We start from the raw sequence: 14,035 nt of genomic DNA, 5'->3' as shown, positions 1-14,035 counted from the left end.
ATCAGGTCATGGACCGTGCACGACTGGCCGAATTCCTGCGCACACGCCGCGAGGCCCTGCAACCGGAGGACGTGGGGCTGCCCCGCGGGCCGCGCCGGCGCACCAACGGCCTGCGCCGCGAGGAGGTCGCGGTGCTGTCGGACATGTCCTTCGACTACTACAACCGGCTCGAGCAGAAACGCGGCCCGCACCCCTCCGAGCAGATGCTCGCCGCGCTCGCCCGCGGGCTGCGCCTGTCGATGGAGGACCGCGACCACCTGTTCCGGCTGGCCGGCTACGCGACGCCGGGCCGGCGGGTGCGCGCCGACCACATCAACCCGGGGATGATGCGGATCCTCGACGGGCTCCAGGACGCGGCCGCGATGGTGGTCAACGACGTGGGGGAGTCGCTGCGGCAGACCCCGCTGGCGGTGGCTCTGCTCGGCGACGAGAGCGTGTACACCGGCCGGGCGCGCAGCCTGCACTACCGGTGGTTCACCGACCCGGCGAGCCGCCTGAGGTATCCGGCCGAGGACCACGAGGAGCGCGGCCTCACCATCGTTTCGCACCTGCACGCCACGTACACGAGGGCCGGCGCCGGATCGTACGCGGGTGAGCTCGCCGCCGACCTGCAGCGACGCAGCCCGGAGTTCGCCGCGCTGTGGGAGCGCCATCCGGTGGCCGGGCCCTACTGCGCGCTGGAGCGGCTCGACCATCCGCTGGTGGGGCGGCTCGACCTGCACTGCCAGACGCTGATCGACCCCGACCAGTCGCAGGGCCTGGTCGTGTACACGGCGACGCCCAGGACCGAGAGCTACGAGAAACTGGAGTTGCTGTCCGTGGTGGGCGCGCAGGCTCTGTAGCTTGTTGTCACATCCGGGCGGGCCATCCGGTCTCTACCCGTGTGAAGACCAGTCGAGTGGAAGCGTTCAGCGATGGCGTGCTGGCCATCATCATCACGATCATGGTGCTCGAGCTGAAGCCCCCCGAGGGCCACGCCCTGTCCGACCTGGTGCACACGACCGGCGCCGGGCTCCTGACATACCTGCTCAGCTTCGTCTACGTCGGCATCTACTGGAACAACCACCACCACATGTTCCACCTGGTCCGGCGCGTCACCGGCGGCGTGCTGTGGGCGAACCTGGGCCTGCTGTTCTGCCTCTCGCTGTTCCCGTTCACCACGAGCTGGCTCGACGAGTCCTCCTTCGAGCGCACCCCGGTCGTGATCTACGGCCTGAACCTGCTCGCTGCCGGCGTCGCCTACGTGATCCTCCAGACGGTCATCATCCGCCGGCAGGGCCCGGACTCCCCGCTGCGCCAGGCCATCGGCGCCGACGTCAAGGGCAAGATCTCCGCCGTCGTCAACCTGGCCGGCGTCCTGAGCGCCCTGCTGATCGACGACATCGGCGTCTGGATCGCCGGCGCTTGCTACGTCGGCGTGGCCATCCTGTGGATCGTCCCCGACCGCCGCATCGCCCGGGTGGTCCACGAGTACCAGGCCAGGGAGGACGCCGACCACACCCACGCCTGACCTGCCCTCACCCGCGCCGCGCTGCGCCCGCTCGCCCGCGCTGCGCCCGCTCGCCCGCGCTGCGCCCGCTCGCCCGCGCTGCGCCCGCTCATCCGCGCTGCGCCCGTTCATCCGCGCCGCGCTCGCCTCACTCGCACCCGCCCATACCCGCGCCGCGCCCGCCCGCGCCGCGCTCGCCTCACCCGCACCCGCCCACACCCGCGCCGCGCCCGCCCACCCGCGCCGCGCCTGCTCGGCGGCCGCGCGCCTGCTCGGCGGCCGCGCGCCTGCTCGGCGGCCGCGCGCCTGCTCGGTCCGGCTTGCCCGCTCGATGCTGATAGGTCGCGGTCAGAGGCGCGCCGAAATCCACCATCCCGGCGGTCTCGGTGGCTTGCCGCGCAAATAAGCGGATATTTCCGGCGGCGATGCCGTGCGCCGCCCCGGTCGGCCGTGCGCCGCCCCGGTCGGCCGTGCGCCGCCCCGGTCGGCCGTGCGCCGCCCCGGTCGGCCGTGCGCCGCCCCGGTCGGCCGTGCGCCGCCCCGGTCGGCCGTGCGCCGCCCCGGTCGGCCGTGCGCCGCCCCGGTCGGCCGTGCGCCGCCCCGGTCGGCCGTGCGCCGCCCCGGTCGGCCGTGCGCCGCCCCGGTCGGCCGTGCGCCGCCCCGGTCGGCCGTGCGCCGCCCCGGTCGGCCGTGCGCCGCTGGGGGCCAGCGGGCCCGAGAGGGCCGCAGCCATCCGCCATCGGGCTCGCGGCGACGGGGTCAATGGCAGACGGTGGCGAGGGTGACGAACAGGCAGCATGAACCGACCGTCGGCAGGACCAGGGCGATCGCCGTCCTTGCCGCGATCTCCAGGCCGCCGCGCCCGCGCCAGGTCGACGGCAGGACCTGCTCGATGGCGATCAGGACGATCCAGGCGAGCAGGACCAGCGGGAAGTAGAGGTCCCACGACGGGTTGCGGAAGGCGCTCGCGTTGCCGTTGCCGCCGTAGTTGGGGCAGTCCGTCCGCTGGGTGACGGGGTGGAGGAACAGGAGCAGCAGGACGATCGCGGCGCCGCCGACGAGCAATGTCCAGAAACCGGCCAGTGCGGATGGGCGGCGGCCGTCGTTGATCACCCGCGTGAGCGTAGGACGCCGCTGCACGCGGGCGTTGACGAGCGGTCACACATCTGAAATCTTAGATGCCTGTCTACGCAAGAATTCGGCAACACATGGAAAATCTCCGTGCACCGGGCCGAAACTTCGTGGCAGGACTCCCCATCCCCTGTTGGCCGCCCGGGAGCCCCGACCTCGGCGGCCGGCTGCGCAGAACGAAGAGGGCTTCATGACGAAGAGACCGCTCCGACGAAGACTGCTCAGCATCGCCCTGGCGGCCGGCCTGGTCGCCGCCGGAATGTCACCCACCGCCGCGCACGCCGCCGGTGGAGTCAACCTGGCCGCGGGCAAGGCCGCCACCGCCTCGGGCGTGAACGGCCCCTACCCCGCGTCGAACGTGACCGACGGGAACGCCAACTCGTACTGGGAGAGCCCGAACGGCGCCTTCCCGCAGTGGGTCCAGGTGGACCTCGGCGGCAACGTGGCCGTCGACCAGGCGAAGCTGAAACTGCCGCCGGCGACGGCGTGGGCGGCGCGCACCCAGACGCTGACCTTGCAGGGCAGCGCCAACGGCTCGAGCTGGAGCACGCTGTCCGGCTCGGCGGGCCGCACCTTCGACCCGGCCACCGGCAACACCGTCACCATCGATTTCACCGCGGCGACCGTCCGGTACGTCCGGGTCACCATCACCGCCAACACCGGCTGGCCGGCCGGGCAGCTCGCCGAGCTGGAGGTCTACGGCGTCGCCGGGACCGGCCCGGATCCCGATCCGGATCCGCCGACCGGCACCAACCTGGCGGCCGGCAAGGCGATGGAGGCCTCGTCCTCGGTCTTCACCTTCACCGCGTCGAACGCCAACGACAACAACACCGGGACCTACTGGGAGTCCGGCGGATTCCCGGCCACGCTGACCGCGAAGCTGGGCGCCGACGCGAACGTGACCGGCGTCGTGCTCAAACTCAACCCGGACCCGGTCTGGGGCGCCCGCACCCAGAGCGTCCAGGTTCTCGGCCGCGCGCAGGGCGAATCGGCGTTCACTTCGCTGAAAGCCCGCGCCGACTACGCCTTCAACCCGGCGACCAACCAGAACACGGTGACCATCCCGGTGACCGGCAAGGCCGCGGACCTGCAGGTGCAGTTCTTCGCCAACACCGGCGCCCCGGGCGGGCAGGTCGCCGAGATCCAGGTGCTCGGGACCTGGGCGCCCAACCCCGATCTGGTCGTGACCGGGCTGACCTGGTCGCCCGCCACGCCCGACGAGACCAGCGCGATCACGGTCTCGGCGTCAGTGCGAAACGCGGGTAACGCCGCATCGGCGGCGACCACTTTGGACGTACGCGTCAATGGTGTTGTTGTTGGAAACGCCCAAGTGAGTGCTCTCGCGGCCGGGGCGACGACGACGGTGACCGTCAACGCGGGCCGGTTCGCGCAGGGCAGTTATCCGGTGGCCGCGACCGTGGACCCGGGCAACATCGTCGCCGAGCAGAACAACGACAACAACACGCTCACCGCCTCGTCGCAGCTGGTCGTGGCGCAGGCGCCGGGGCCGGACCTTCAGGTGACCGGCGTGACCTCGAACCCGGCCAGCCCGTCGGCCGGCGCGCAGGTGACGTTCTCGGTGGCGGTCAACAACCGCGGCACGAGTGCGGCTGCCGCGACGGTCACCCGGCTCGTGGTCGGCGGCACGACGCTGAACGCGAACACCGGCGCGATCGCCGCGGGCCAGACGGTGAGCGTGAGTGTGGGGCCGTGGACGGCCACCAACGGCGGAGCCACGATAACGGCCACCGCGGACGCCACCGGCGTGGTTGTGGAAACCAATGAGAACAACAATTCGCGTACGCAATCGATCGTTGTCGGCCGGGGTGCGGCCGTTCCCTACGCGACGTATGAGGCGGAGGACGCGCGTTACCAAGGCACCCTCGTCGAGGCGGACGCGAAGCGGACCTTCGGTCACACCAACTTCGGCACCGAGTCGTCCGGCCGCAAGTCCGTGCGCCTCACCAGCCAGGGCCAGTTCGTCGAGTTCACCTCGACCGTGCCGTCCAACTCGATCGTGGTGCGCAACTCGATCCCGGACGCGCCGGCCGGCGGCGGGCAGACGGCGACGATCAGCCTCTATGTGAATGACCAGTTCGTGCAGAAACTGAGCCTGTCGTCGCGCAACAGCTGGCTCTACGGCACGAGCGACGACACCGAGTCGCTGTCCAACTCGCCGTCCGCCGACGCGCGGCGGCTGTTCGACGAGTCGCACGCGCTGCTGGCGCAGTCGTATCCGGCCGGCACCCGCTTCAAGCTCCAGCGCGACGCGACCGACACGGCGGCGTTCTACTACGTCGACTTCATCGACCTCGAGCAGGTCGCGCCGGCCCTGAGCCAGCCGGCGGGCTGCACGTCGATCACCGCCTACGGCGCGGTGCCGAACGACGGCGTCGACGACACCGCCGCCATCCAGCGGGCCGTGACCGACGACGAGAACGGCGTGATCAGCTGCGTCTGGATCCCGGAGGGGCAGTGGCGCCAGGAGCAGAAGATCCTGTCGCCCGACCCGGCGCGCGGCCAGTACAACCAGAAGGGCATCCGCAACGTCGTCGTCCGCGGCGCGGGCATGTGGCGATCGGTGCTCTACACCAACACCGAGCCGCAGAACGTGGTCGGCAACATCAACCACCCGCACGAGGGCAACGTCGGCTTCGACATCGACGACAACACCCAGATCTCCGACCTGGCGATCTTCGGCATGACCACCAACCGGGCCAACCGCGGCCACGGCATCAACGGCCGGCTCGGCAAGAACACCAAGATCAGCAACGTCTGGATCGAGCACGTCAACGTCGGCGCCTGGGTCGGCCGCGACTACTCGGACACGCCGGCCTACTGGAACCCGGGCGACGGGCTCGAGTTCTCCGGGATGCGCATCCGCGACACGTACGCGGACGGCATCAACTTCAGCAACGGCACGCGCAACTCGAAGGTGTTCAACTCCTCGTTCCGCACCACGGGCGACGATTCGCTGGCCGTGTGGGCGAATCCGCGCGTGAAGGACACCTCGGTGGACGTGGCGTCCAACAACCACTTCGTCAACAACACCGTGCAGCTGCCGTGGCGCGCCAACGGAATCGCCATCTACGGCGGGTCCAACAACTCCATCGAGAATAACCTCGTGTACGACACGATGAACTACCCCGGCATCATGCTGGCGACCGACCACGATCCGCTGCCGTTCGGCGGGACCACGCTGATCGCCAACAACGGGCTCTACCGGGCCGGCGGCGTGTTCTGGGGCGAGCAACAGGAATTCGGCGCGATCACGCTGTTCCCGTCCTCGAAGGACATCACCGGCGTCACCATCCGGGACACCGAGATCGTCGACTCCACGTATGACGGCATCCAGTTCAAGACCGGCGGCGGCAACATGCCGAACGTCGCCGTGACCAACGTGCGAATCGACAAGTCCAACAACGGCGCCGGCATCCTGGCGATGGGCGGCGCCCGCGGCAACGCGACCCTGACCAACGTCACCATCACCAACTCGGCCGACGGCAACATCGTCATCCAGCCGGGCTCGCAGTTCGTCATCAAATAAGTCCCGTGCCGGCCCTCCCGGGAGGGCCGGCACGCCGTTCAGCCCAGGTCGTCGAGGATGGCGGTGCAGCTGCGCAGCACGATCTCGGCCGCTCGCCGCCCGCCGGCCGTGGCGGCGTCGGTGGTCAGCGAATGCCAGCGAGCCGCCGCCGATTCCGCGGCCGGCCACAGCACCGAAGGCGGAGTCCGCGGATCCACGCCGAGCCGCTCGCAATGCGCGCCGCCCTCGGCTCCGACCAGCCGCCGCGCCTCCACCGCCAGCTCGGCCGGCAGCGTCACCCGCCCGGTCCGTAGCGCCGCCAGCAGCCGCAACTCGCGGAACGAATGCGCCCCGGCGACGACCTTCTCCAGCTCGGCACTCAACGCCGGCTGCGCCTCGGCCCGCAGCAGATGCGAGAGGCCCATCAGCGCGCTGCGGGCCTTGAGCGCCCCGCGCCGCCCGGTGAACAGGTCGCTGATCGACGCCTGCAACTCGGTCAGCCCGCTCTGCCGCACCAACTGCTCACCCAGCGCGGCCCGCGTCCGGGCGCCGGTGCGGGTCAGCGTCACCGCCAGCCGCACCCCACCGAGACCCAGCCGGTCCAGGAGCCCCGCCGAAGCCGGGAGCGAAGCGAAACGGTCCACTGACAGCAGATGCGCGTCGGCTTCGGCGCGCGGCATTCCGGCGATCGCGGCGATCGCACCGTACTCGTCCTCGCGAAGCGTCCGCCCGGCGTGCGCGATCCGCCCGGAAATCGCCAGCACGTCCTGACAGAGCGCGCCCACCCGCGGGTCCTTTCGCCTGCGGCGGGCGATCCGCTTGGCGTTGAGCAAAGCATCCGGCTTGCCGCCGGCAAGCTCGTCGGCGCGCGAGAGCAACACCATGACGTGTACGGGCAGAGCACCCCCGACCGGCAAAGACGGCGGCTCGCCGAGGTGGCGCACGAGATGCAGAACCGCGTCGGCCTCGGAGTACACGTCGTCGCTCGCGGTCTCCAGCAGGCGGGTGTGGCGCAGCGCCCGGCACGGCCACTCGACGACGACCGACCGCACGCCGGATTCCGGCACAGCCACGGCGTGCCCGGGCTTGGAACGTTCCAGGGGCACCACGTGACCCGGCGGAATCCGGGCGAGCGGCTGGGTCCCGTCGTGGAACCAGACCGGGGCGCCGCCGGCCCGTACCGGCGCCACCTCCTCGCCGATCAGGGCGTTGACCAAGGTGGACTTGCCCGCCTGCGGCCCGCCGGTGATGGCCACGCGGAGCGGCTCGTCGAGACGTACGCGATGGTGGCGCAACCATTTCTCGGCCCGGGCGTGCCCCCGGAAAGCCAGGGCGGCCCGGTCGAGCAGGTCGCGCGCCCGCCGCTCGAGGTCGTCGTCGCTCATGCCGGGGCTTGCAGCAGGGCCAGGGACTGCCGCTGCAGGCCGGCCAGGCGGATCAGCTCCTGCTCGACGCGGCGCGCCCGGGTCTCGCGGGCCGAGGCCTCCTGGTCGGCGTCCGCTTTCGCGGTGCGCAGCGACTCGACGATGGCGTCCTGCAGATCCTCGGTGACGGCCGTGAAATGGTCGCGCAGGGCGCGCTGGATCCGGCGTACGGAATCCTTGGCGTCCTTGGCCATGCCGATGTAGATCTCGTCGACGTGCCGCTGGACGGCGGCGCGAGCCGTCGCCTGACGGCGCTTGAGCAGCGAGCGGCCCTCCTCGCGGATGCTCTTGCCGCCGAACAGGGCGCCGCCGCTCAGCGAGATCGGGTTGATCAGCGACATGCCGGTGAGGCTGGTGGCCAGCCCGAACATCAGCACGCCGCCGTAGGAGCCGCGCAGTCCGGTGAACACCTTCTGACTGAGCGTGAACCGCTCGACCGGCGGGCTGTCCAGATCGGTCACCCTGTTCGGCAGGTCGCCGGGCACCGCGGGCACCCAGGACGGCAGCACCTGGCCCAGCTCGGGCGGGAACTCGGCGGCCACCGACCGCGCCAGCCACGCCGCCCGCTCGCTCAGCCAGCCGAGGCTGGTCTGCGCCGTCTCCACGAGGGCGTCGCGCAGCCACGGCTCGAACTCGTCCCAGACGCGCAGCGGGTCGGACTCGGTGAAGATCTCGTCGGAGCGGGCGATCACGGCCCGGGTGCGCTCGCGCAGGTCGTGCTCGATGTCGGACATCAGGTCGCCGACCTCGTCGGCCAGCCGGCTCTGCCAGCGGGTCGTGCATTTGCGCAGGCCGTCCATCCGCCGCTGGGCCTCGTGCAGGCGGGTCGCGGCGTCCGACCGGGCGGTCGCGGCCCGCTGCGCCGCCACGCTCTCACGCAGCGGCACGGCCAGCTCGTCGGTGACCGCCCGGCCGATCAGCCCGACCGCGGCCCGGGACAGCCGGTCCGGCTTGGCCACGATCAGTGTGCGCAGCAGCGTGACGAGCTGCGGGAAGCCAGATTCGCCGTTCAGCGCGCCGTCGCCGGTCCGGGCGGCGTGCGCGCGCAGCGCCGCCGAGGTCGGCACCACCGTGGCCGGGACGCCCGCCTGCACCAGCCGCATCCGGTTGGCCTCGACGTCGCGCCGCCAGTCCGGCGCGTAGTCGGTCTTGGTGAACGCCACGACCAGCCCGGGCCGCAGCGCCGACAGCTCGGCCAGGACGGCGAGCTCGGCGCCGGTCAGCTCCCGGCCGGCCTCACAGGCGAACAGCAGCACGTCGGCCCGGCCGGTGTCGGCCAGCTCGCGGACCCGGCCGAGCGCGGCGCCCTCCTCCCACGGCAGCGGCGGCGTGTCGATCAGCGCGAGCCCGGCGGCGAGCAGCTCGCGGGGCAGGCCCACCTCGGCGTGCAGCCGCTCGATCGACGTCATGCCCGCGAGGGTCTCGGCGAGCGCCTCGGCCGGCCGGTCGGCGGCCAGCGCGAGGCGGTCGTGCGGGCCGGCGCCGGCCTCGTCGCCGCGGATCAGCTGGGCGGTCGGCTGCGCGGCGTGCCGGATCACCGTCGGCACGGCGGTGCCCCGGTCGTCGCCGGTCACGCAGACCGGGGCATTGATCAGGGCGTTGATAAGCTGGCTCTTGCCCTGCCGTTCCCGCCCGACCACGAGCACCCGCAGGCTCGGGTCGAGCAGCTGGGTCCGGCGCTGCCACAACTGGCCGGCCAGATCGGGCCGGCCGTGCTCGGTGCAGGTGCGGATCGTCGCGTCGAGGACGTCGAGCCACAGGGGTGACAGGGCGCTGAGTTCCGTCCGGCCCGGCCGGACGGGGGAGGCCGGACCCGCATAGGCCGTGGGTCCGGTCTCCCAGCTTTCCATCGTTACGTCCTGCTCCCCTGCTCGTCCCGGATCAGAAGTGAAGGCCGCCGAGCAGGCCGTGACCCGCGTCCGGCTCGACCGGCTCGGGCGCCGGCGGCGTCGGGTGGGTCAGGCCGTCGACCAGCCCGGTCACGCCCGAGACGTGGTGGTCGATGACGCCGGTCGCGTCGCCGAGAACGCCGTCCACGGTGCCGTCGGGGAGAAGCCCCCCGACCGTGTGGTCCACGCCGCCGACCGTCCCGGAGATGGTCCCGCCGAGGTCTCCGGTGAGGCTCCCGGCAAGCGAAGAGGTTGCCTCGTGGACCCCGGCGACGTCAAGGCCGCCGGTCACGCCGGTCGCCGTGTTGACCGTGGCGTCCAGGGTGCCGGTGACCGCCGCGTGCGAGACGACGCTCTCGGCGCTGTAGGCCACGTCGGCCGTGGTGTGGTCGACCGTCGTGACGACCGTCGCGTCCAGGCCGGCCGCCGGGTCGTGGATGAGGCCGAGCCCGCCGGTCACGTCCACCGTGGAGAGCAGGTGGTCGGCGGTGACGGTGGTGGCCGCCGCGACGTTCAGGTCGGCCGCGTGCGAGTAGGTGCTGCCGCCGACCTGCGCGGTGATCGACTGCAGGTGGGCGACCGCGCCGGCCACGTCGAGGTGCGCCACGCCCGTGGTCACCTCGTCGACCTGGGCCAGTCCGGCCTGCGCCGGCACGTTGCTCAGCGGCGCGTAGTCCAGCACCAGCGGCAGCACGTCCTGCACGTCGGCGGCGGTGATGTCGCCGAGACCGGCCGCCTCGAGCGTGCCGTGCGGGTCCAGCTCGAACGCCGACCGGGCGCCCGGGTCATAGATCAGGTTGAGGACGAAATCCTGCAACGTCGGGGACGAATCCATTGAAAACGATCTCCTCACGGGGTCGTGGGTGTGCCACCAAGCTAGGAGCCGGGGACGCGCCGGGCATCGGGGTTCGTCCCCCTCTGCCGGCAGGGGATAGGGTGCGTCGGGGTTAGGGGGTTAGGGGATTGGTCGCCACGAAATTTGGGGGAAGACCCCCGATGCCCGATCTGGTACGAACATGGGGTCCCGAGATCGGATATTGAGGAGCTTCCCCTTGTCGTACCTGCTAGGCCTCGACGTCGGATCCGCCGCCACCTGGGCCGCGATCTGCCGCCGTGCACCCGGACCGGCCGGTTGGGGGCCACCGTCACCGGTCGCCACCGACTCGCCACCGGCCGTGCCGGGCCTGTTCCGGCGGTGCGGCGACTACGTGCCGGTCTACCACGACAACCTCCTCATCACCCCGCAGGCGCTGGTGGTCGAGCAGGCCCGCGCGGCCGGCGACCAGGTCTGGGCCCGCGAGGGCTCCGGTCCCGAGGGCATCGCGGTGGCCTACCCCAGCACGTGGGGTCCCGGCCGGGTGGGCCTGCTGCGGGCCGCCTTCGACGACGCCGGGATGAGCAATGTGGTGCTGGTCAGCAGGGCCTGCGCGGTGGTCGAGGGCCATCTCGCCGCGGGCCGCCCGGTGGCCTCCGGCCGACCGGTCGCCGTCTGCCGCATCGGTCGCGCTTCCGTCGAGGTCACGCTCCTCATCCCGTACGGGCCGGGGCGCCTCGAAGTCCTCGGAAGCGCCATTGTGGACGAGTTCGGCGGCGACGACCTGGCCGAGGGCGAGGCGCGCGCCGTCCTGGCCGCGATCCTCGATCTCGTACGCCGGACCGCGCGCGCCTGCCGGGCCGGGCTCGACGACCTGGCCGCCGTGCTGGTGGCTGGGGGCGGCGCCGCCCACCCGCTGGTCGTCCCGTCGCTGGCCGAGGCGCTGACGGCGCCGGTGATCCGGGAGGACCACCCGTGGCTGACCGTCGCCCGTGGAACGGCGCTGGCGCTCCGCTCGCCGGTGGCTATCCCTCTTGCCTCGCCGGTGGCCTTCCCTCTTGCCGAGCAGGCCTCGTCGCCGCTGGCCGACGTCCTTGTCCTGCCGACCGAGCTGCTGCCCATCACCGACAGCCGGCTCGGCGTCTCGGAGCTCGGCCCCGGCGAGATGCCCCCGCGCCCGCCGATCCAGGTCAGTGCCCCGAAGGTAGGCGGCAAATGAGCGCCGCCGAGCTGCTGGCCGAGGTGCGGGCCGACCCGGCCGCGCCGCTGCGAGCCGCCATCTGCGCCCCCGGCGGCTTCGGCAAGAGCATGCTGCTGGCCGAGTTGGAGCAGCTCTACGGCGACCAGGCTGTGCTCGTCGACGACGCCCACCGGCTCGGCGACGCCCGCCTGCAAGAGCTGCGCGAGCTGGCCGAACGCCCCGACGCGCGGATCGTGGTGGCCTACCGCCCGTGGCCCCGCCCGCCGGCGCTGGTCCCGCTCACCGAGGTCCTGCGCCGCCGGCGAGCCCCGATCGTGCTGCCCGCCCTGACCACCGCGGAAATCGGCGAGTTGGCCGGCTTCCCGCTCGCCGAATATGTGGCCGCACTCAGCGGCGGCGTGCCGCGCTACGTCGCCCGGCTGGCGGCGGCGCTCCCCGCCTCGGCGGTTCCGGGCCGGGTGCCGGCGACGGCGCTCGCGCCGTTCGCACCCGAGATCGATGAGCTGGACGCAGGGCTGCGCACGCTGTTGCTGGCGGCCGAGGCCGGGGCGGGACTGTCGTTCGACCTCATCGCCAAGCTGCTCGGCCGGGAGCCGCGGGATGTTGCCGAACTCGTCGCGGCCGGACAAGCCACCGGGATGCTCGGTGCGGACGGCACGATGATTCCGCTCGCCCGGCACGCGCTGGCCGCGCTGGCGCCGATCGCCGAGCGGATCGACGTGCGGCAGCGGCTCGCCGGCCTCCAGCTCGCGCGCGGCGGACCGGTCCTCCCGCTTGTGCGCCACCTGCTGCCCGAGGGCGGCGACGGCGCTCGGCCCGAGCTGGGCCATGCATTCGAGGCCGCTGGGGAGGAGGCACTCGGCGACGACCCGGCGCTGGCCGCCCGGCTCTTCGCGGCCGCCGCCGAGGCCGGCCGGCCCGCGGCCGCCCGGCACGCCATGGCCACGGCCCTCGCCGGAGACCTCGACCTGGCCGCCCGGCTCGCCGACCGGGCCTTGACCGACCGGTCGGTCACCGGCGGATCGCCCGCCCAGCGCGCCGAATCCGCGTACGTCTCCGCCGTCGCGATGGCCCACCGCGGCCGCCTCGAAAGCTCCGCCGAGCTGCTGCGCTGGGCCGGCCCGGGCACAGCTGCCAGCCTCCGCGCCGCGGCGCTGACCGGCGCTGGTCGTCCCGAGGAGGCCGACGAGGTGCTCGCCCGCCTCGACGCCGGCGACGACGGCCCGCCGACGCTGCTGCAGGCGTCCGCCGCGCTGATGGCGCGCGGCGTCCGGGAGTCGGTCACCGGCACGCCCGCCGCCGCGCTGTCCACGCTGGTCCAGGCGTCGACGCTGCTCGAACCGGCCGGGGCCGGCCTGCTGCCGGACAGCCCCGCCGCGCTGGCCGCGATCGTCGCCCTGCACGACGCCGACCTGGACACGGCCGAGGCCACCCTCGACCGCGCGATCCGCTCCACCATGGGCGGGCCGCCGCTGGCCGCGCGTCACCTGCTGCTGCAAGCCTGGTCCCGCATGCTGCGCGGCCACCTCGGGACGGCCGCCCGCCTCCTCGCCGAGGCGCGGACCGGCGTGGACGCCCCGGCCCTGCCCGGCGATCCGGGCGGCGCGCAAGCCGCACGGGGCCGCACGCGCGGCGTGGACGCCCCGGCTCTGCCCGGCGATCCGGGCGGCGCGCAAGCCGCACGGGGTCGCGCGCGCGACGCGGGCCCCCCGGCCCTGCTGGGTCGTGACCTGCTGTTCGCCACCGCGCTGCGGGTGGGGCTGGCCCGGCGCGACAGTGACCCGGTCGGGCTGCGCGCCGTCTGGCCGGATGCCTGTCAGGTGCTGATCAGTCAGCCCGTCGACCTCTTCACGCTGCTGCCGCTCGGCGAGCTGACCGTGGCCGCGGCCCGGCTCGGCGAGCAGGATCGGGTCGCCGCCCAACTGGCCGAGGCCGACCGGCTGCTGGCTCGCCTGGGAGACCCGCCGCTGTGGAGCGTTCCGCTGCACTGGAGCCGGCTGCACGCCGCCATCCTGGCCGAGCGTCCGGAGGAGGCCGAGCGGCACGCCACCGCCCTCGCCGAGAACGCCGGGCGCCGCCCGTACGCGGAAGCTTTGGCCTTGGCCGCAACTGGATGGCTTGCGGTGATCACCGACCGGATCGATCCGGAACGGATCGAGGCCGCCGCCCGCGGACTCGCCGCAACCGGCCTCGCCTGGGACGGCGCCCGGCTGGCGGGCCAGGCCGCGATCCGCACCGGCGACCGCAAGGCGATGACCTGGCTGCTCGACTGCGCGCGGCTGCTGGGCGGGCCGGCCGCCGAGCCGCGCGAGACGGAGACGCCGTCGGCCGAGCCGCTGCTCAGCGAGCGGGAGCAGCAGGTGGCCGCGCTGGTGGTCGCCGGGCTGACGTACAAGCAGGTGGCCGAGCAGCTCTACCTCTCGGCCAAGACGGTCGAGCACCACGTGGCCCGCATCCGCCAGCGCCTCGGCTGCACCGACCGCCGCGAGCTGCTGGCCCGGCTGCGGGAGCTGCTGCCGGAGCAACCGGCCGATCGACCGAACGGAGCGATGGCGTGATCC

9 protein-coding genes are annotated in these 14,035 nt (G+C 73.1%); 5 read left to right on the top strand and 4 right to left on the bottom strand.

Annotation, left to right across the window (positions count from 1 at the left end; genetic code table 11):
• Positions 1-8: 8 nt before the first annotated feature.
• Positions 9-842 carry a helix-turn-helix transcriptional regulator gene (locus tag ACQPZX_RS32350; protein ID WP_433363552.1) on the top strand — a complete coding sequence of 278 codons (834 nt, stop codon included), beginning with the start codon at positions 9-11 and terminating at the stop codon, positions 840-842.
• A 41-nt stretch (positions 843-883) separates the two neighbouring features.
• Positions 884-1,510 (top strand): TMEM175 family protein, encoded by a 627-nt coding sequence (locus ACQPZX_RS32345; protein ID WP_433363549.1) that lies wholly within the window; start codon positions 884-886, stop codon positions 1,508-1,510.
• A gap of 738 nt (positions 1,511-2,248) precedes the next feature.
• Here ACQPZX_RS32345 and ACQPZX_RS32340 read toward each other — a convergent pair.
• Positions 2,249-2,602, bottom strand: a complete 354-nt coding sequence (locus ACQPZX_RS32340; RefSeq protein WP_433363546.1) for a hypothetical protein — start codon at positions 2,600-2,602, stop codon at positions 2,249-2,251.
• Between the two features lie 208 nt (positions 2,603-2,810).
• On the opposite strand from ACQPZX_RS32340, the gene ACQPZX_RS32335 reads away from it, so the two are divergent.
• Positions 2,811-6,167 (top strand): CARDB domain-containing protein, encoded by a 3,357-nt coding sequence (locus ACQPZX_RS32335; protein ID WP_433363544.1) that lies wholly within the window; start codon positions 2,811-2,813, stop codon positions 6,165-6,167.
• A 38-nt stretch (positions 6,168-6,205) separates the two neighbouring features.
• On the opposite strand, the gene ACQPZX_RS32330 is transcribed toward ACQPZX_RS32335, so the two are convergent.
• The 3 genes from ACQPZX_RS32330 to ACQPZX_RS32320 are packed head-to-tail and all read right to left on the bottom strand — an operon-like array spanning position 6,206 to position 10,294.
• On the bottom strand, positions 6,206-7,531 hold the full coding sequence (locus ACQPZX_RS32330) for a hypothetical protein (RefSeq protein WP_433363541.1): 1,326 nt from the start codon (positions 7,529-7,531) through the stop codon (positions 6,206-6,208).
• Positions 7,528-9,420: a dynamin family protein gene (locus ACQPZX_RS32325; protein ID WP_433363539.1), complete on the bottom strand. Its 1,893-nt coding sequence runs from the start codon at positions 9,418-9,420 to the stop codon at positions 7,528-7,530. The genes ACQPZX_RS32330 and ACQPZX_RS32325 overlap by 4 nt, the downstream gene beginning before the upstream one ends.
• Before the next feature lie 31 nt (positions 9,421-9,451).
• The gene (locus ACQPZX_RS32320; protein ID WP_433363536.1) at positions 9,452-10,294 is read right to left on the bottom strand and encodes an IniB N-terminal domain-containing protein; all 843 of its coding nucleotides are present in this window, start codon (positions 10,292-10,294) and stop codon (positions 9,452-9,454) included.
• A 217-nt stretch (positions 10,295-10,511) separates the two neighbouring features.
• Between ACQPZX_RS32320 and ACQPZX_RS32315 the strand changes: the two genes are divergently transcribed.
• Both ACQPZX_RS32315 and ACQPZX_RS32310 read left to right on the top strand, forming a co-directional pair.
• Positions 10,512-11,492, top strand: coding sequence for a hypothetical protein (locus ACQPZX_RS32315; RefSeq protein WP_433363533.1), 981 nt, complete (start codon positions 10,512-10,514; stop codon positions 11,490-11,492).
• Entirely contained in the window at positions 11,489-14,032 is a 2,544-nt protein-coding gene (locus ACQPZX_RS32310; protein WP_433363530.1) for a LuxR C-terminal-related transcriptional regulator, read from the top strand. Before ACQPZX_RS32315 ends, ACQPZX_RS32310 begins: the two co-directional genes overlap by 4 nt.
• The last annotated feature ends 3 nt before the right edge of the window (positions 14,033-14,035 follow it).

This window comes from Actinoplanes sp. CA-142083 (assembly GCF_050942195.1).
In the GTDB taxonomy this organism is placed as follows: domain Bacteria; phylum Actinomycetota; class Actinomycetes; order Mycobacteriales; family Micromonosporaceae; genus Actinoplanes.
The sequence above is the reverse complement of the archived record's forward strand: the minus strand, read 5'-3'. Positions and strand labels throughout refer to the sequence as shown.